Source organism: Sphingobacterium cellulitidis (assembly GCF_043187465.1).
GTDB classification, from domain to species: Bacteria; Bacteroidota; Bacteroidia; order Sphingobacteriales; family Sphingobacteriaceae; genus Sphingobacterium; species Sphingobacterium cellulitidis.
Window position 1 is genome coordinate 4,108,157 of sequence record NZ_CP171136.1, and the last position, 19,042, is coordinate 4,127,198.

At 41.0% G+C, this 19,042-nt stretch carries 21 protein-coding genes; 6 read left to right on the top strand and 15 right to left on the bottom strand.

The features are described from left to right. Positions 1 to 279: 279 nt before the first annotated feature. From ACF3OC_RS17905 to ACF3OC_RS17925, 5 genes are all read left to right on the top strand, one after another. Positions 280 to 2,793, top strand: coding sequence for a PAS domain-containing protein (locus tag ACF3OC_RS17905; RefSeq protein WP_392470251.1), 2,514 nt, complete (start codon positions 280 to 282; stop codon positions 2,791 to 2,793). Beyond that, a complete protein-coding gene (locus tag ACF3OC_RS17910) occupies positions 2,762 to 3,139 on the top strand; it encodes a response regulator (protein WP_094280727.1) in 378 nt (125 codons plus the stop codon). Before ACF3OC_RS17905 ends, ACF3OC_RS17910 begins: the two co-directional genes overlap by 32 nt. A 167-nt stretch (positions 3,140 to 3,306) precedes the next feature. After that, a complete protein-coding gene (locus ACF3OC_RS17915; RefSeq protein WP_229678320.1) occupies positions 3,307 to 3,597 on the top strand; it encodes a helix-turn-helix transcriptional regulator in 291 nt (96 codons plus the stop codon). 404 nt (positions 3,598 to 4,001) lie between these two features. Then, positions 4,002 to 4,373, top strand: a complete 372-nt coding sequence (locus tag ACF3OC_RS17920) for a DoxX family protein (protein WP_094280762.1) — start codon at positions 4,002 to 4,004, stop codon at positions 4,371 to 4,373. A 16-nt stretch (positions 4,374 to 4,389) separates the two neighbouring features. Continuing rightward, positions 4,390 to 4,968: a YdeI family protein gene (locus tag ACF3OC_RS17925; protein ID WP_094280763.1), complete on the top strand. Its 579-nt coding sequence runs from the start codon at positions 4,390 to 4,392 to the stop codon at positions 4,966 to 4,968. A gap of 219 nt (positions 4,969 to 5,187) precedes the next feature. On the opposite strand, the gene ACF3OC_RS17930 is transcribed toward ACF3OC_RS17925, so the two are convergent. Further along, positions 5,188 to 5,676, bottom strand: a complete 489-nt coding sequence (locus ACF3OC_RS17930) for a CinA family protein (protein WP_392470254.1) — start codon at positions 5,674 to 5,676, stop codon at positions 5,188 to 5,190. 785 nt (positions 5,677 to 6,461) lie between these two features. Between ACF3OC_RS17930 and ACF3OC_RS17935 the strand changes: the two genes are divergently transcribed. Further along, the gene (locus tag ACF3OC_RS17935) at positions 6,462 to 6,881 is read left to right on the top strand and encodes a nucleoside-diphosphate kinase (RefSeq protein WP_094257327.1); all 420 of its coding nucleotides are present in this window, start codon (positions 6,462 to 6,464) and stop codon (positions 6,879 to 6,881) included. Between the two features lie 638 nt (positions 6,882 to 7,519). Here ACF3OC_RS17935 and ACF3OC_RS17940 read toward each other — a convergent pair. The 14 genes from ACF3OC_RS17940 to ACF3OC_RS18005 form a co-directional block, all read right to left on the bottom strand. Further along, positions 7,520 to 7,879: a hypothetical protein gene (locus ACF3OC_RS17940; protein WP_094257328.1), complete on the bottom strand. Its 360-nt coding sequence runs from the start codon at positions 7,877 to 7,879 to the stop codon at positions 7,520 to 7,522. Next, positions 7,876 to 8,640: a hypothetical protein gene (locus ACF3OC_RS17945; protein WP_182499174.1), complete on the bottom strand. Its 765-nt coding sequence runs from the start codon at positions 8,638 to 8,640 to the stop codon at positions 7,876 to 7,878. The genes ACF3OC_RS17940 and ACF3OC_RS17945 overlap by 4 nt, the downstream gene beginning before the upstream one ends. Before the next feature lie 14 nt (positions 8,641 to 8,654). Continuing rightward, positions 8,655 to 9,491 (bottom strand): conjugative transposon protein TraN, encoded by an 837-nt coding sequence (traN, locus tag ACF3OC_RS17950; protein WP_392470257.1) that lies wholly within the window; start codon positions 9,489 to 9,491, stop codon positions 8,655 to 8,657. Positions 9,492 to 9,501: 10 nt separating this feature from the next. Further along, positions 9,502 to 10,821, bottom strand: coding sequence for a conjugative transposon protein TraM (traM, locus tag ACF3OC_RS17955; protein ID WP_392470259.1), 1,320 nt, complete (start codon positions 10,819 to 10,821; stop codon positions 9,502 to 9,504). 23 nt (positions 10,822 to 10,844) lie between these two features. Then, positions 10,845 to 11,207, bottom strand: coding sequence for a hypothetical protein (locus ACF3OC_RS17960; protein WP_392470260.1), 363 nt, complete (start codon positions 11,205 to 11,207; stop codon positions 10,845 to 10,847). A 6-nt stretch (positions 11,208 to 11,213) separates the two neighbouring features. Then, positions 11,214 to 11,834 carry a conjugative transposon protein TraK gene (gene traK, locus ACF3OC_RS17965; RefSeq protein WP_392470262.1) on the bottom strand — a complete coding sequence of 207 codons (621 nt, stop codon included), beginning with the start codon at positions 11,832 to 11,834 and terminating at the stop codon, positions 11,214 to 11,216. 18 nt (positions 11,835 to 11,852) lie between these two features. Continuing rightward, a complete protein-coding gene (traJ, locus tag ACF3OC_RS17970; RefSeq protein ID WP_392470264.1) occupies positions 11,853 to 13,055 on the bottom strand; it encodes a conjugative transposon protein TraJ in 1,203 nt (400 codons plus the stop codon). A 21-nt stretch (positions 13,056 to 13,076) separates the two neighbouring features. Beyond that, positions 13,077 to 13,718, bottom strand: coding sequence for a TerB family tellurite resistance protein (locus ACF3OC_RS17975; RefSeq protein ID WP_392470266.1), 642 nt, complete (start codon positions 13,716 to 13,718; stop codon positions 13,077 to 13,079). Then, entirely contained in the window at positions 13,715 to 14,380 is a 666-nt protein-coding gene (locus ACF3OC_RS17980; RefSeq protein ID WP_392470268.1) for a hypothetical protein, read from the bottom strand. Before ACF3OC_RS17980 ends, ACF3OC_RS17975 begins: the two co-directional genes overlap by 4 nt. Further along, on the bottom strand, positions 14,377 to 15,036 hold the full coding sequence (locus ACF3OC_RS17985) for a conjugal transfer protein TraI (RefSeq protein ID WP_392470269.1): 660 nt from the start codon (positions 15,034 to 15,036) through the stop codon (positions 14,377 to 14,379). The genes ACF3OC_RS17980 and ACF3OC_RS17985 overlap by 4 nt, the downstream gene beginning before the upstream one ends. A gap of 38 nt (positions 15,037 to 15,074) precedes the next feature. Further along, positions 15,075 to 17,552, bottom strand: coding sequence for a TraG family conjugative transposon ATPase (locus ACF3OC_RS17990; RefSeq protein WP_392470271.1), 2,478 nt, complete (start codon positions 17,550 to 17,552; stop codon positions 15,075 to 15,077). Further along, the gene (locus ACF3OC_RS17995) at positions 17,543 to 17,884 is read right to left on the bottom strand and encodes a DUF4133 domain-containing protein (protein ID WP_392470273.1); all 342 of its coding nucleotides are present in this window, start codon (positions 17,882 to 17,884) and stop codon (positions 17,543 to 17,545) included. Before ACF3OC_RS17995 ends, ACF3OC_RS17990 begins: the two co-directional genes overlap by 10 nt. Before the next feature lie 2 nt (positions 17,885 to 17,886). After that, positions 17,887 to 18,234, bottom strand: a complete 348-nt coding sequence (locus ACF3OC_RS18000) for a DUF4134 domain-containing protein (RefSeq protein WP_392470275.1) — start codon at positions 18,232 to 18,234, stop codon at positions 17,887 to 17,889. Between the two features lie 124 nt (positions 18,235 to 18,358). Next, positions 18,359 to 18,805 carry a hypothetical protein gene (locus ACF3OC_RS18005; protein WP_392470277.1) on the bottom strand — a complete coding sequence of 149 codons (447 nt, stop codon included), beginning with the start codon at positions 18,803 to 18,805 and terminating at the stop codon, positions 18,359 to 18,361. Positions 18,806 to 19,042 lie beyond the last annotated feature (237 nt).

Here is a 19,042-nt window from a genome sequence, read left to right on the forward strand (position 1 = left end):
TTAGCTTTTGCTGATTATTTACTCAGAACCCAACCCATAACCTTACTAACCCACTCGGGGTAGCTAAGATAGGAGGAATGAGAATCTTCAACTTTTTTAACATTTTAGAATATAAAGCAAATTTATTTGGGACGCATCACTTAAAATTTCCATTCTGTTAAAACCACAAAATCCCAGTTCGGTGTCATGGGACTTAGAAAAAAAACGTAAATTCGGTTCCCTTTAGGCGTCATTGTTCTATTGGGCAAAATAAAAGCCAGACACTTATTTCGATAAAAGATGGAACATGACGATATCTTTAACCTTTCCCCCATCCCCATGATGGTACTAGATAGTTCCGACCACTCTTTCCTTGCCATCAACAAGTGTGCTCAAAGGATCTACGGATTTTCATTAACCCAGCTCATGGGTATGACCCTAGAGGATGTTCTTGCTGATCCAAAACATAGGATAGAAGAACATATGGTCGATATAGCCGACAAAGTAATCCAGAGGCACCGGAACGCTGGAGGAGGTAGCTTTTTGGTGAAACTATTCATAACCCCAATCACATATTCTGGTAGGAAAGCGTTATTAGTAAACGCAGTGGAGCTCGAACAGGATAGTATCCAAGGAACAGGGCAAAACATGGACTTTGCCCACTATTCGGTCCTCGATGAGGAAGGCAAATTCATTTTCGTTTCTCAGCTCCACAGCAGTTTATTAGGTTGCGAGCCAGAGGAGCTATCCGAGAATAATATTTTCGATTTTGTTCAAGGGAAGGACAAGGAACTAATCACTAGGCTACTAAAAAGGACCCTGAGGGAGCAAACCATCTCTGAGGGGTTATTTGCCATCATCCGTAAAAACGGTGAAAAACGATGGTTAGATTTTAATCTTTCAGTTGTGACCCTCGAAGGAAAAGGAAAGGCAGTCAGGCTTGGGCTTTGTGACGTTACTGAAATGACCGAAAGGGATCTTTGTGACCAAGCCCTCCAGCAAATCGAGAAAGTGATTGCTGAATCTCCATCACTAGAGATACTCGTGGAAAAGGCCATCCAGGTTATCCTGGGGCTCGAAGATATAAGAACGTCAGAGATCTGGCTTGCATCAATGGATTCTACATCTCTTAGCCTTAGCGGTAGGGCTAGCAAGCGGGATGGTCAAAATCTGCTAAAGGGATTTTCACCACGCTTCACTTGCAATAAGGGTGAAGGTCTTCCAGGAAAGGTATGGATGGAAAGGGGCATTGTCGTTACAAGAATGGACTCTCCAGAACTTGGATTAGCCTTTGGAATCCCTATCATTGCCGCAGAAAAATTCCTAGGATGCTTCATTTGCTATTCAATAAAGTCGTTGGACAAACTGGATACAACTACCTCATTTCTGGAGAGAGTATCTTTAAAAATCGCAACACCGATTGCTCACAAAATGAAAGAGAGTGAATATCTCATGCTTTTCGACATTTCTCCTGACCCACACTGTATCCTCGGCAGGGACGGTCAAATCGATAGATACAATAGGGCATTTGCCGCACTCGTATCGAGAAATGGTATAATTTCACCAAACACTTCCATTCTCCAATTTGTATACCCTGAGGACATCAGTCGTGCAATTCGGGATTTTATTTCCATGGTCAACGGATGGAACATTGGTCCATTCCGCAGCAGGATAGCAAATGTAGAGGGCAATTTGCGAACGCTGCTCTGGTCAGCAGCCGTATCTCGGGAATCTATGCGAATCATCGTTGTGGGAAAAGATGTTACCGAACAGGACAAAGCAGAGCAAGAGCTCCATGGCGCGCTCCACAGGCTTCAAAATGCCCAGAGGATCGCTAAATTGGGGTATTGGTATAGGCCAATCGACTCTCAAATTTCTGTATGGAGCGAAGAGACTTACAATATCTATGAACGCTCCTCCAGCAACTTCCTTCCCACCATGGAAAACCTAAAACAAACATTTTTGCCCGATGACCGTTACCTGATCGAAAAAAAACCTGAATTACTACTCTCACCAAATGTCGCTAGGGGATTTGAGCATAGAATCATTACCCCTTCAGGAAGAATTAAATGGGTAAGACAGGAAGTACTGTTGGTCACCAAAGATGACGGAACGCCTGTGAAGGTCGAGGGGACTATCCAGGACATTACGGAACGGAAAACTTATGAGGAAAGGTTAAATATAAGTTATGAAATTTTTAGGCTCGCCATGCTAGCGAGCAATGAGATGATCTGGCACGTCGACCTCTCAGTCAATACTTTCACTATGGGAAAGGGGGGGCAGCAACCACTAGAGCCAGAGAATTCCGAAGAGTTTACCATAGCAAATTCATGGTTTTCCACCATTTTACCTAACGATAGACAAAAGGTATGGGACTCTCTCTGGAATGTGATTGACGACAAATATAAGAGTTCATGGTCTGCCGAATACCGAAGAGTTTCAGCAGATGGTTGCCTCCATCATTATGAGGACAGGTGTCAAGTTCTGCGAGACGACGAGGGAAATGCAATTCAATTAGTCGGTGCAGCGCTTGACGTGACCACATCCCGTATGCACCTGGAGATGATTGAGGAGCAGAACCGGCTACTAAGGGAGATTGCATGGGCTCAGTCTCATGAACTCAGGGCTCCTCTAACAAGACTTTTAGGACTTGCGGAAGTATCGCTACAATATGGAGGTGGTGGTCTATCTCAGGTACGGATCATGGAACTCATCAAGGAATCAGCTGAGGAATTGGACATAATTATTAGGTCAATGACAGAAAAGTCAAACTCAACACAACATGGAACAAAAAACGATACTTCTGGTCGATGACGATCCAGTCATCAACTTCATTCATAGAACAATCATTTCAAGTGTTTTCTCTCACAACAAGATCATAGCTGTGGAGAACGGGGAGTTGGCAATAGAACACATCAAGAATAATCCTAATAGTTCTTACATAATCTTCCTAGACATAAATATGCCCGTTATGAACGGGTGGGAATTCTTGGATGCCATAAGGTCCCAAAAGGAAAAGTTCGACCTTTCCATCCACATCCTAACCTCTTCAATTGACTCTCGGGACATAGAGAAGTCCTCAAAAGATGAACTCGTTAAATCATACCTGACCAAACCACTTAATCGAGATACTATTTTAAACCTTAGGTCATCAATGTGAGGGCCAGTAATTTTATTATTATTTCGAAAAGTTAATGCTTTGAAAAACAATTTATTAATTTTGATTATTTAATAAAAAGGCAGAAATATTGAGTTAAATTACTCATAATGAATTTAAGGCGGGACGTTTTTCAAGACATTTCTGATCCAACCAGGTGAGCAATTCTAATGTTGGTAGCTACACAAGCAATGACTGCAGGTGCAATCGCTTCAAACTTTGGCACGTCAAGACCACCAGTTTCCAAACATCTACAAATCCTGGTCGAATGTAAATTGTTTACACAAGAACATCGTGGGAGGGAGATTTATTATCTGGCTATTGCAGACAAGATGAAGGAGGTCGAATATTTTATACAACCATTCCGGCAAATGTGGGACAAAATCAATAAAAATGATACAAAATACCAAAGCAACTGCCTACCTGGGCTCTCATTGATTTTTCACCTCAAAGATTTTTGATTTGCCTCTGGCAACTGCTTTTTAAAGCATATGAAGACCCAAATCTTTTTGAACATTGGATGAGTACCTAAGTTCTGAAAATGGACATCAAGAACCATGGATTTTATGCATTAGAAACTTCGTATAACGGAAATGTGGTGTTTCGTGCCAACGGAACTATTCATGAGTGTATTCCCATCTAGAGAATCACACGAACATTTGAAATGGGAAAACCAAAATTTCCCATTCAACTTGAATTTTTGGATAATAAAAAACTTACCCACGAAACTAGCAAGCTGAACATGCAAATAATATTAAGGAAAGTTGAATTCAGAAACCAATTAATACATATGCCGTTTGCAAATGGCCTTAATTGCGTGCATAACAGACTCCAAGAATTACTTAAGGAAGTAAAATTGTTGAAAATGCATTACAGGATTATTTATTGGACAGCGACTATATTCTTGTCAATTGGGATGATTGCAGGAGGTATTCAACAATTGTTACAGATCGGTGGCTATAATTCAATTGTAAGCTCTTTGGGATATCCCTTTTATCTATTGAACATCCTTGAAACCTGGAAATTATTGGGTGTTTTGGTATTACTAATTCCGAAATTTCTGATATTGAAAGAATGGGCTTATGTAGGATTCTTCTTTGCGAGGTCCGGGGCTTTTATTTCACATTTGGCAGTTGGACATTCATTCGCAGAAACCGTACCTTTATTGATATTGATTTTTTCAAAGGTTTTGTCATGGTTCCTCATGCCACCCGAAAGAAAAATTGTTCTCAATTAAAACTAAAGAAACTCCTATGAAACAAAGAATAGAGGATTATTTTGCCAATGCTGTTAGATGGAAAGCCGAAATTCAATTACTTCGAGAGATTGTTCGTGAAAACAACTCACTTGAAGAATCTTACAAATGGAATCACCCATGTTATACTTTTCAAGGGAAGAATATTGTACTAATCCACGGATTCAAAGATTATTGTGCCTTACTTTTTCACAAAGGTTCCTTGCTTAAGGATCCGAAAAACATTCTAATTCAGCAAACTAAAAACGTACAATCAGCAAGGCAGATTCGATTTAAGAATATTGAACAGATCAAGGAGCTCCATGTTAGTATTAAGCATTTTATAGAAGAGGCAATTGAAAATTCAGGAAAAGAGGTAGTGTTGAGGAAACCATGCGACTATCCCATACCTGAGGAATTTTACAAAGTATTAAATGAAGACCCAGTGCTAACAAAAGCTTTTTATTCCTTGACACCTGGACGCCAAAATGGATATTTATTTTATTTTAATCAAGCTAAGCGATCCACAACTAGAGAAGCTAGAATTCAAAAACATTATCAGAAAATCATTGACGGAAAAGGGTTCAATGAAAAATAGGTTTGGTTGTAGAAACTTTAATTCAAAAAATAAATTAGAAACATAGGAGATCAAAAATGAATTATGGGTAATAAGCAAAATTAAAATGGATCAAATTGAAGGTTTCTATTTTCTATAATAAAATAGGAAGTAATCAAAAAATTAGGTGTTTTTTGAATTTATAAGACAAGACCTTCGGTTAATCAATGTAGAGAGACCTAAGATTATGGTAACCCCTGTTTATTTGAAAAGAAGGGACTCTAAGATATCGAGGCTCGTGTTAAATGCTGATATAAATATGTGTGCGGCATTACGAGAGGAATATTGAAACTTCTGCGATATCACTTTATTCTTACAAGAAATACAGAGAAATACGTCACCTCTAATGGAATTAGAATTCTCCTCTGAATCACTAAAAGCCTTACCCGTCACAGCTATATGAATATCAGCTTGTATTACTTTTGCCAAACCTACCAACATTGCCTCGGTCACCTGCTTGGACTCTGCAGAGTACTGGTCAATCAAGGATCCTGGAACTTTTAAGACTTCTTTTTTAATTTTTTCAGCATAACATACTATTGAACCATGCAAATAATTTCCAGATTCAGTCTGCAAGCTCCATATACTCGTAAAAAAACCTGCTGGCATGCTTTCTGCCAACGACATTTTATACCCCTTTAGCTTTATCTGTTCCCCAATTCGATTTAATTTCTTTTCATTTATTTTCATAAGGATTCTTTAAAATAGCTGTAATCCTAGAACAATCCATAAAACTTTTTGTTGAAAAAGGCCTGTGATATCGCTATAAAAATATTCCTTTCTCCTTTCCATATGAACAGATAAACCTATTAAATTACCCCCATCTATCCCCAAATAATAAATGGATTAACATCCTGTTTAGCTAGTGGCAAAGTTCTTTTCATCCAAGGCTACATGAAATCCCAGCATCAAAAGTTATACCTCAGAAAGTATACCTACTCCGTCCATTGAAATTAAGTCCAAAGTGATATTTGGAATATCATGTTTAATATATTTTATATACTGTTATTATAAATAATAATGAAGGGCCTTATTTAAATATGTTTGTTTAGGGGAAAACAACAAATTCTATAAATAAGAAATTGGATAACAAAAAAACAGAATGCTCTAAGGGGATAAGGGAGCTAATAAGAAAAGGAAAATAACTGATGAAAGGAAGGACTCAGAAACCTTACCTCTATTCTTTCAAAAGGAGAGGAATCAAACATTCTTAAAAAATTCCAATCTCAAGAAAAAGTAGACTTTGGCACACTTTAAAAGGAATAAAAACAATTTCGAATGCAGATCTAAACGTTTTGATGTAGGCAATGAAAGACAATTATTTCTGACCTCCATAAACCCCGACTTTCTTACAGGTGTCTGATATAAATATTAAATTAGAGAATTATATTGCTAATCTTAGAAAAGTAACCTCTGTCCAAAACTTTTTCAAGTTGTTTTAATTTTATTAACTTTGCAAAAAATTTTAGAGTATAATGGCAACAAACAGAACTTTTACAATGATCAAGCCAGATGCAGTTGCAAATGGTCACACTGGCGCCATCTTGAATGACATCATAAATGGCGGCTTCAAGATCGTTGCAATGAAATACATTCAGCTAAGCGAAGTAAATGCGGGCAAGTTTTACGAGGTTCATAAAGAACGTCCTTTTTATGGAGACTTGGTTAATTTTATGACATCAGGACCAATCGTCGCAGCTATCTTAGAAAAAGATAATGCTGTTGAAGATTTCCGTACGTTAATCGGTGCTACCGATCCTTCAAAAGCTGCTGAAGGAACAATACGTAACAAATACGCTAAATCTATCGATGCTAACGCTATCCACGGTTCTGACTCTAACGAAAACGCGGAGATTGAGGGCAGCTTTTTCTTCTCTCAATTTGAGCGATATTAAATTCTTCAATTGGCTTTAGGAAATAGCATTTCCTCAATTAGTTCCATCGAATCCTTGTTGCGAGCAAAGTGACAAGGATTTTGTTTAATAATATAGAGCCATCCTCTTTTATCTAACATTACTAATTCGTTTGTTAAGACCTAATAAGAATCAAGAAGTAGTGATGAAATCTAAAAAAATCCGGCAAAGGTAATTCTCCTGGTATGGGTTTGGGCAATATTCAATTGGAGCAATTATCATAGACTCTTCAAAAATTGTCAAAGAAGGTCTGCATAGAAAATGAAAGGTAATTGAGAAAATCAATTAATTATTCCAATTAACCCAACTATTTATACAAAGAATATGTAAGAGCCTTTATATTGGTTCTTTTTCACCAGGAGAACTCTGCCCCTACCCTCTATCGGAATTATTCAAATGGTAACAGCGTTTATGCTATCTATAAAGATTGCACCAGAGTTTTGCGCTTCCAATAAGGGGTTATTCCTCATAGCCAACCCATGAGACTATGAATTGATAAAAAATCGCTATCCATACAAAATGTTTGCGTTAAACTCAATGGTGCCAATCTAAATAATATATTCACTAAAAAATACAACGACCAATCCCAATATTACACTGTGTAACAGTTAGGTTTCAATTTAGTCAAGGGTTAATCCATCCGCAGGTATTTCCTTCAAACCACTTGTTCTAAAATTTCCTTCAAAGCAAAGATAAATAGAACTTGCTATTGCACTGTTATAAGAAGGTACATAATGTAGATAGCCAAATGCATGTAGGTCCTTAAGGCATCTGGTATAGCTCACTGTCGAGATCTTGGCCTTCAAGGCGCCCTGTCTGGCATAAATTCTTATACAATCACTAAATTCTGAGCTTGCCCACTGCCTAATCAGGGAGAAATAGAGCGAAACATGTGTACTTGAAAGCCTGGGGTCTCGGTCCATGGCCTCAAAGAAGTTGGGCAACACCTTTGCTAAGGCATAGAAGGTTTCAGGTCTCATAGATTGTGTCCTCCATTACCCCCTCGACTGCTCCTTATCTGAATTTGCCGCTGTTGTTCCTGTTTTTTAGCGCTTGGTTTCTGGTGAAGTTTTGAACGATCATCTATAAATTCCTGCCGAATCCCCATCTCATTGTAAATGCAAACAGCTTTGAATCTTGGCAAAGCCTCCAGGTAAAGTTTCTCTGGACCTGAACCTAGCTCAAAGGTGACAAGGTGGCGGTTGCCTCTTCCTAGTGAATCCAGCAGTATCTTTTTGTTTTGCTCATCCCTAAGTTCCATAATAGGATAGCGCATTAACTGTTTTTCTAGGTCATATCCATAGTTCTCGTGGAACTGGAGCATCTTATGATTGCCATTTATGTCTAGGGTTTTAGAATCGAGCTGAAACCATGCACGATAGAGGTCACCTTGTGGGGTGGACACTTTTTTTAACACTGACCTGCCATTGAGCAAGTTATAAGCTTCCTTTAACGTAAACTTGAAGTTTCCATTGATATTGAATCTTCTTGAGTCTGCTAACCGTGCACCATTTTGCGGAAGATCGATTCGAAAGGAATTGAAGAAATACATTTCTGTCTGTTTGCTTTTGGAGAACTGAAGTTCAGCCTTTACCGGCTCAGATTCGATCTGTGTATTGAACTGCAATTGGAATTCTTGGGTACCCTTTGCAATCTTTGATTTCAGTGAATCTTCTAGATGGTGACCAAATCCAGAATAAAACAGCTGTTCTTTGAGGTATTCATAGTTTTTTATATTCATAATCGTAATATTTATTAAAGATTTGGAACTGGAAGGGTCTTTAGGATATGCCTATTTCGTACCTTCAGTACGAGGTTCCTACCACCAGAAAGTTCCATAAGTTCCACTCTTAGATGTTTACCCTTAGGGAGGGTAAAACTTGGGAGGCTGAAAACCAATGTATGCATAACATATTCAATGAGCTTACCATGCTCTCCTACCACAAACTCGGGGGTGACCTCAAGGTCTTGTGAAGGGGTTCTTTTTGTCGTTTTGTTATCTTTAATGAAGAACCTGAGTTGGTCAGGTTGAAATGGTACGTTAGAATTATTGTAGAATCTGAATCGAAAGTACATCCTACCATCCTGTATAAAGACACCATCGAGGCTAAAGGAGATCCCGTACGAATGCTTTCTTATAAGAAAGGGAACAAGGTCGGTTCTACATGCCCAATCCATTCCTTTTCTTACCTTGTGCGGAGGGACATTCTTTCCATTCACGATCGCGCGAACTGTAGGAGGCCCCAATAAATCTTTGACCATAAGATTTATTGGATCTGCAAATTCCGCATAACTAACCAAGAAAGTATATAACTTTCCATCTTGAGTTATTACTGTAAGGTTTGTTTTTTCTAGCTCTCTTTTTGCGGCTTTGACCTGAAGGATGTTCTGTACTCCGTTAGCCTTCTGGGCAAGAAGTTCCAAGCTTCCCAGGTCTACGCTAAGGATTGGGCTTGGAAATATAAGATTAGTCGTCATTTGTTCACTGACATTTAATCGCTGTGGAATGTTTTCAGCCTGCCCTTGAGCACCAGTCCAAGCCAGAAGGAGAAAGAGCGAAAATAAAAAGCTTTGTATTTGATTATCCATCATAAATTTTTATCTAAGGTTGAGTAAATTTTGATCCTTTTTTATCCAATAAGAGCACGCGATAATCTGCGGGCATAATTACTTTTTTCACTTTTATCCTTTTAGAAATCAAACTCTTTGCTGCCTGTATCCCCATAGTGGCAGCCTTGGTTTCCCATGAGGGATCCAGTGCAGTAAAACCTAACTCTTGGATGGACCTATTGGATGATTCCTGAATTCCTTGCTGTACAACGTTTCCGGGGACATTGACACCTTGCATTCCATCAAGATCATGCACCTGCAGATCGACAGGTAAAATCACATTCCCTACTCGAATGTTGCTGACATTGATGTCCATCCTCTGGGAGGTAAGGTTTACCCTTGCAAATACCAAAGTTCCCTTTGGGATCTCATTGCCAGCAATGGTTACGTTTTGTAGCAGGTGAAGTTTAATGGACGAACCGTTCGTAACCTCTTGCCTATCATGCACAGCGGCAAGGATAGATCCTTTCTCAATAGGAAGTTCGTCTTGCACCATGGTTGAATAGAACCTGACCGCTCGTTTAAAGGAATCCAACTTTTGTCCATGGTTTTCTAAAATTGAGATGTCTCCATGCTCCAATGAGGGTTCTACGTGTAACACGTTATCACTTGCCTTGCTTTTATCCTTATCTATCCTGGACCTTAACCTCTCGGGGTGCTGGATGTCTAGAACTTTGTCGAGCATGTCATTGAGTTGAGAGATTTCTAGGTCCTGTTCTGGATCATGGGTCAGCGAATCCAAGCGTGATCTGTATACATCCAGGAAATCTGTTTCAATCTTACCCTTTTTTTTACCTTCTATAATAGGCATGACCTCTGCCACTGAATTCCTGTACTGAGAGTTGGTCTGGGGAGTATTATTGATCTGAGTATCATCCAGCTCTTTGCGAAGCACGGAGAGTCTGCTAAGGATCTCTTTGGAAAGATCCTCTGCTGATTCACTTTCCTCGGGCTCAAAATCATTGCCCTGTTCTCCTTCTGCTTGCCCTAGGTCCTTCCAAGAAAATCCACCAGGTTCCTGTGGGTCCAAGTAATAAGGGTCGTTCCTGATGAGCTCTCTAAGCCTTAAGGAATCACGTTCCGCCTTTTCATAAAGCTGGAGCTTATTGAGCTTTTCCCCTAATGTTTCACCCATCTTTGGAAGATCCGCAGGAAAACCAGATTGTTCACCTTTCTTAAGGTAGGGTTGCGTTCCACTTCCCACCCCCATTCTCCAGAACATCAGAATTAAAAAGGGTATGGCAACCACTGGAGCTAACAGAAGGAACCTATTGCTAAACTTTTTCCTATTTATTATTTTTCTTGTTTTCATGACAATTATCTTTCATTGATCCATTATTTTTTTCTGCACGATGAATGTTTTTTTTCTTTCCCTATCCCGGGATTTTTTTCTTCAAGATTCTGATGATCTAATTGTCCTTGGAAATTTGGACGAGGTTGACCAGGCTCCTGACCTTCATGAGTGCCTGGAGGCTGTATAGTAGGTAATTCTATGGATGTTGGCATTGATATTTTTAATCTTGAGGCTCCCCAAATCGAACTGTAGACCTGGAAAATGCAACAACATCCGGCCAATAGTATAAAGATTGAAAGCCAGATTATCCGGGTCCTCCTAGAAAAGCTTCTTCTTCTAACCTTTCCTTTGAATCTCCATATCTTGTGGAGTTCAAGTAGCTTATTTGTTTTTTTCTTTTCCATTGTAATTTATTTACGATTCCTAGTCCTTAGGTCCCGATTTTCAAGGATCTCCCACCTTTCGATTAACAGACCATGGGAATTATTCTCGCTCCTGGAAACCTCCCTAAGCATTCCACGACATACCAAGTTCCGCGTGGTCTGAGTGGTGGGTCTAGTAATCAGTTGAGTGCCAAAGAAGTGGAAACTGTAGGGATATTTTGACAGGTCCACACGGATACTATCCACAATGAGGCGTTGGTTCACATTGGCTGCCACCAGCTGTGAATAGAAATCCCTTTCTCGGAGATTGTCATAAACTTTCTTGGCACTCTGGTCCGCTAAGTAAAGTGCAATGGTGGTTTTCTCACGGATGGAAGATTCATCGGGGTCCAGCGTGAAAAACAGCTCATGGAAACGCTTGATATGTTCCTTGGCTTCGGCCGAAAGGTTGTCCTGACGGGAAGACGATCGGGCCAGGAAAGCCTGTCCATTTGCCAGTACATATATTTGTTGCTGGTGTCGGCTGATTGTCCCCAAGCTCCAGTAAATGCACAGACAACAGGTCACTCCGCTAAAAAGAACAACAAGCGCCGTAAACCCCCTGACAAGTCGAAAGGCCGAATCAATATTTTTCATTTTCCTGAACATATTCTTTGTTTTCTATCTTTATGGATTTCCTTTCAATTTCTCCTGCATATAGTTGTCTTTGGGAGCTGAATCCTTGAAATAAGGTTCACTCTGGGATCTTTGGACCATGTTGCTAGAGTTCCTTGCTGCTGAATCTCCCATTGCATCACCTGACATTGACACATTTTGCACCATACGGGTAGGCAGACTAGTAGTGGTTCCGAGGAAAATGTTAGTAACGTTCCTTACAAATGCACCGCTTTCCGAGGCGTTTACAATATAATTGGCGATTGTAGGGACTGCAAAATAGCCAACAATTCCTATGATCAGGAAAATCAGATAAGCACCGTCTGAAGGAGAGAACATGGTATATCCACTTTCCTCAATCTGAGATATATCCAACCTGAGCATATTTTGTTGGATTTTTCCGATTAGACTTCCGAAAATATTGGCCACTGGCAACCATAGGTATATATTTATGTACCTAGCCAACCAAATGACAAGGCTGTGCTGAAATCCATCAAAGACCGATAGTCCAAATACAATCGGACCCAAAACAGAGAGGACTACCAACTGAAAGGTTCTCAAGCAGTCGATGCAGAGTGCCGCCGCCTGGAACAAGAGCGACAACACTTCGCTCATCCATTCCTTAATGGAATTCCTAAAATTATAGGCCGCCTTGGCCATCGCGAACTTGTAATCATTGCCAAGGCCTTCCCAAAACCCCTCTGATTGCGGATCTTCACCTTGATTGGTATATCGGTACCACTTGTCTCGGTCACCTTGGCCGTTAAGACCTACGTAAATCTGAAAGAGCTCAGTCCCCTCCAATGCTTTGCGCTTTTGCATGAGTAATTCTGATATGGCCTGGTTTGAATCACCTACCATTGCCGAGGTGGCTAGGACAGTTTGAGAAAGTACTCCGTTCACAAGCCCCATTACGGATGGGAAGACAGAAATGCAAAAACCAATGGCAAATGGGCGCAACAGTGGGAAAATGTCTATGGGTTCTGCCGCTGCAATATGTTTCCATACCTTTGAAGAAATGAACCACAGGGCTGCAAATCCTGCAAGTCCCTGACCTACACCCATAAGGTTGGAACATAAGGGCATCATTTCATCATAGAGTTGCTCTAGAACGAGTTGGAAATTGCTGAAGTTCTCGGAAAGATCCTGAGAGGAGGCTCGTAATGGTCCAATTAGGGTCAGCAAGGCTAAACCATATTTTATGATTGTTTTCATATTCTTGTTTATTTGTCAATATTAATCTGGGACCTTCTGGGTCATTTCTTCCATCCTGTCGATGTCCCTGCTCTCACGCATCCGTTGGTACCGGAGGATATCTGTAGAGTTCACCATAGTGCGGAGGTATTCAACCGACCGTTCCATTTTGCTGTAAAGCACGTCAATGGCCAGCAGGCGTTCCCCATCATTCATTTTTAACTTTCCATCCACCACCAAGACGATCAACTCCTGTAGGATCATTAAGCTTTCCTCTAGGGCTTTTTCCTGAACCAAAGACAGATATTGAAGTTCCTCTAATGAAAAGAGACCTGAATTCCGAAACCGCTGAATGAACCTTTTTGTCAGAGAAACCACCTGTAACTGAAGGTCAATAACCAGTTTGACCTTGTGGTACCTTCGAACCGATGGACTGGCTTCAAACAAACCTTGCAAAAAGATTCTGTGCAGATCAAAGTTACCTTTACTAAGGTCCCTAATCATACCATATCCTTTATTGAGTACGGAATAGGTCTGCTTCATCTGAGAAAGGATTTTCTTCATTTGTGTCAATTTCTCGACGTTCAAGATCAATTGTGAAATCTCAGCACTTTGTCCCAAGATCCTTTTTCCAGGCAGCACTAACCACAGGGTGGTTAGTAACAATAATCTGCATATCTTCATTTAATTCTTTTTTTTGTTCCCGATTTTTCAATAAGGATCCACAGATCCCTTTGTTCGCGTTTCCTGAAAATGGAGATTAGGGAAGAATCCTCTATCAATCTCTTGGAGACGGACAGAAGCTCAACCATCTTGTTATGGAGCACACAAAGGCGTTGCAATCGCTGGCCATCGTCCATCTGTAACTCATCGTTCTTCATTATGTATGTAAGCCCTTCAAGCAGTTCGACACTGACTGCTAGGATGTTTGAGGAGATATCCTTAATGAACTGCCCTTCTTTGTCAGAAAGTTTATCAGCCGACTTTAGTAGGTCCTTGGCATAAATACAATGCTTAATAGTGATGGCCTGCATGTCCAATATCATTGACACTTTCGGGTTTCCTTTCAGATGTGGGCTGACCATGCCCATGGATTTGAAGAAAAGTTGGTGCAATGCAAATACATCTATCTTTGCTTCCTGAATAGTTCCCAGCCTGGACTGCAAAAGACCTTTTCCTTCCTCCACTAGATTTAAATAGGCACTCTGAGCCGCAATTTGCTGGATTTGGTACTCTTTGTAGGTTCTTTTTTGACGTATCCATTCCTTCACTATCTGGCATTGGCCGGCTTCTGGCACCAGGAAAGCGAAACAAAGGATGAATAGGGAAACCTGTATAGCTTTCATGGTGTCTTGGATAGGTTATAAAGTTCACTGACTTTTCCAACCTGTTCCTTCTGGGATAAGCGTTGGAACCTCAAGATTAAGTTTTGCCGGTTGAAGGTCTTAAGGTCCCTATAATTCCCATACAGATCGCTGATTGTCTCATTTATCAGTTGGATTCGCTGCAGATCGGTCATTGCAAGGTGGAACGATCTTACTATTGATCGAACTTGTTCAAGGTTTGTAAGGCTCCTATCAAGGATCACTGCATATACTTTTTCCATGTGGACAATCTCATCCCGACTAAATACCGCATCCCCTTTCAACAGGTCCCAAACCTTACTGTATTCCTGGACCAGATTTAACTGAATCTGGACAACTTGGCGGACTTGCCGGAAACCTGCGATTGCCGACCTTACCTGGCTAAATTGTTGATAATGTTCTCTATATTGCTCCGTATGCTTGTTTGTCCATTCAGAGATTTCTTGGAGCCTTAACTTGCTGAGAGTATTCTCCAGTACTTTTTGTGCGTTCTGAAGCCAGATGGTCCGGTTTTGTAACCTCTGGACTTTTAGGTCTACGGCTCTTACCACCCTTTTTATCCCTGCTTTAATTACCTCTGCTATGCCGATCTGTGCCTGTGCTAGTTGGCAGGTGCCCATTGCAAGGACAAGTCCCAAAAGGGCGATCCTTCTCTTAAAATCTCTTTTCATACTATTCATATTTTTAGCAATCCATTTCTGATGTCCCTTGCCATCGCCACAATTGCTCTTGAAAAGTTCCCACCTTGGCTACGGATATATTCCAATAACTTAACCCGTTCTGATTCCTCGGTGGTATAACATAGATATTCCTCCAGGGATACCTGGGTACGGTAGACCCTGGAGTGGACACCTCCCAAGGAAATGAAAACCTCCTTATATCTCTGGGCAGGATCGTTGTCTCGGTTAACCGAAAGCACAAGAGCCTTTTCCTTGTCTGTCAATCCTAACATCGCCTGAATCTCGTCGAACTTGTTTAGAAACTTGCGCTGGTCTAATAGGATCTTGCAATCGCTGTTATTGACAATTGTCTGTTTGACTATGGGCGAAGATATGATGTCATCAATATCCTGAGTGACTACGATTGCCTCTCCGAAAAATTTGCGCACTGTCTTAAAAAGATACTTTATGTACTGGGCGAAACCTTCTTTCATCAGGGCCTTCCAGGCCTCCTCTATCAAGATGATCTTACGAACCCCTTTAAGCTTTCTCATCTTGCCGATGAAGACTTCCATAATAATAATGGTGACCACCGGAAATAGGATGGGATGTTCTTTGATGCTGTCCAACTCAAAAACTATGAACCTCTCCTCCAGCAAGTTGAGAGCCTGAGTAGAATTGAGCAGGTAATCAAATTCGCCCCCTTTATAAAATGGTCTTAACACATACAGGAAGTTTTCAATATCAAAATCACACTGCCTGACCCCATCTCTTTGAAGGGATGGCACATACAATTCTTTTAAATATTCATAGAAACTATCAAAGCATGGCCATATCTGAGGCCGTGACCCCAGAAATGCAAAATAGCCGGAGATAGCATTGGAGAGTCCAACATATTCAGATCTCCTGAAGACCTCATCGTCCCTTTTCCATAGGGCAAGTAGCAAGGTCTTGATGCTTTCCTTTTTCTCAGTATCAAGGCTATCCCCTGGACTGATAAAAAATGGATTGAAACTGACCGGTTCCTCTTCACTATAGGTAAAATACTTCCCTCCGATCAATTGGCACAAACCTCTATAACTATGCCCCACATCCACCAGTACAACATGACTACCCTGTTGATGGTAGCTCCGGAGCATATGATTAGTAAAGAAGGATTTGCCACTACCAGTCGGGCCAAGAATAAACTTGTTGCGGTTGGTACATATCCCTTTCATGATTGGCTCATCAGAAATATCGACATGGAGGGGTCTTCCCGAAAGACGTTCCCCCAGGCGAATTCCTGTTGGGCTCAAGGAGGTTTCACTATTGCTTTCTAGGTTGAGAAAACAGCTTGCTTGTTCGGCAAAAGTCTCAAAGGTCTCATTTAGCGGGAGGTCGGCAGAATTCCCGGGTACTCCTGCCCAGAAAATTTGAGGAGCACCAACTGTTTCCTCTTTGCAAAGTGCATCGATCTTGGACAAAGCCGAAGAAATCATATTCCTGACAGAATTTATTTCCTTTTGATCGCACGTCCACGCTAGCACGTTGAAATGGGCTCTTACGGGCAATCGTTGATTGGCAATGGCATCATTCAGGAAATCTTCCGTGGCATCCCTGGCAACCTTGTTTGCTCGACTATAAGCAGAAAGCGATTGTAACCTCAGGCGTTTTCGTTCCAAGCGCTTAATCACCTCCTGATGGTCAGAGACAAAAATGTACTGGTTATAGATGTGGTCACAGGGAAGAAGTTGTCCTAATGAAGAACTGAACCCAACACTGAGGCGTGTTCTTTCAGTACAATATCTTTCGTAATCGATCCTGCTACCACATAGGTTGGGCAGATCTTTGGCATCACTTAGTGTAAACAGTTGACAATGCCGATCCCCAACTTGGATCCCCTTGGAAAAATCTATATCCCTTATCAATGGACCTTCTTCTGACCCTCCCAGCCTGAAGTAACGTTCAATGAGTCCCTGACGGTCATTTTTGCTCTTTAACTCAACGTCTGTCAATCTTTTGAGTTGGATCAAACCAGAATCCTCAAGTATCCTCTGGAACTGCCCGCAGGCCCCAAAGAATTCCTTGAAGCCTTCAAGGTCAATGGTCTCTTGGGGAACAAGGTGCCCTCTTATCAAAGTAGAGAAAAGGCTATTTGCTCCTTTTCTGGAATTAGGAGATTTGGACAACATGACATAACAATGATGCTCGAGGTAACTCCTTTCGTTAAAATGAAGTTCGCTTGCCCTTTCAAGAAAACCAACTTCTAGGTCGGAAAGCTCCGCACGATAGTTTTTCTTCTCGAACCAATCTTGTTTATGTATAATACTCCCATGCGGTAGAGCCTTTATAGCACTGATCCAGCTTTGGTGAAAAGTTTCCAACTCTGCATCTGACAAACTGAATATCTCTGGCATATTTGCCTGAAAGACAAGGGTTACATCGCCACTTTTGCTCAGGATACAATCTTGCTCAACGTCCAAAAGAGGAAATATCTTATTGAATTCTACGTCCATTTCTCCCCCTCCCAGTCTTTGAAGTAAATAAATGACCTTCTGTCCCTGATTCGAACAGCGGTAGGCAGCTTTCCCCGTGCATATGCCTTTAAAAAGCCAAATTTACCATATCGCTTATTCCACCCATGAACACGAACTGTCCAGAGAGTTCCTGATATGACAATAACTGAAAGACTAAATATCCTGGAAACCCCTGAATAGTATAATGTCAGGAAAATCCCCAGCAAGAGAACAAACCCGAGAACAAGCATCCAGATGTATTGTGATTGGAACCCAAAGAATTCAATAGGTCTGTTGATGTCACGTTGGATACGATATATTGAATTTGCCATATTCATCGAATTCCAAAGAACGATTCAATTACTGTAGTTACCACGACTAAGAAAACACAGCTGCCGAACCAAGCGGCGGCAACCTTCCCGGTGTCGGGGTCTCCATTGTTCCATTTCTGGAAGACCTTTACAGCCCCAATGAGCCCCAATAGGGCTCCAACCCCATACATGAGCTGTGTCCCTGCACTGAAATAACTCCTTATTTGAGTATTTGCCGCTTCTATTCCTGCATTTCCATCCTGTCCATTGCAGATCAAAGGCAGTAGAAAGTAAACCGTTAAAATCACCGTTCCAGTGCGCAGGTTCAACCTAGCTGTCGTCTGATGATCTTTATCTATATTATTTATCATAAAACATATGGATTTTATTTTTTATGGATAGATGGCTTGCGGTCCCGCGATACCTGAAAAAAGGTATTATCAAGGTGCTCTCACCAGGTAGGATCCGGGAGCGCCGGCCAACTTTCAACCAATTCTAAGAGCAACCAATTTTCTCCTTAATAGTAGAAAAAGGAATATCAATTCCAAAAACTTCCAGCTCTACTACCAAGGTTTCCACCATGATTTTCTGGAGTTTTCTGTCATTTGAAGGATTGTACTTCTGCAATAATTCCCTGAGGGTATCCCATTGTATTACCGGACTATCTCCTGCATTTCTGTAGGGAACAAGATATAGGCGCAACTGATCAAGGAATTCCTGGCCACCCCCATAAACGCGAGTTGGATGTTCCTGGGCTCCCCTAGGCGGGTCGAAGAGCGACTTATTTCCTTTCTCCCATTCGAAACCAGAATTGGAATCAACGTTTTTGAAGCTATCCAGGAATTTCCTCCCATATAGTCTCCATAGGGCCCATACGTAATAAACCGCTAAGGCACTGGTTAGTAGTAGTAAGATTTGTGTCCAGGTTAAATTTTGCAACATTATTTTCTCCTTTTTTACTTTTGACTACAATCAGGTGAATACTTATGGAAAGCTGCATGGTCACCCGTTCAATTGTTTTACAAAGAAACAGGGAAGGGTTTCTTACTACAAGTACAACAATTACCTGTAAATAAGTTGTACCCTCAATGGGACGTTACTTGACTCTTTTCACCTTATTGCCCTAGAGCGATCCTGGAGTAACATTAAGGATTTGAGGTACATACGATTTTTTTGAGG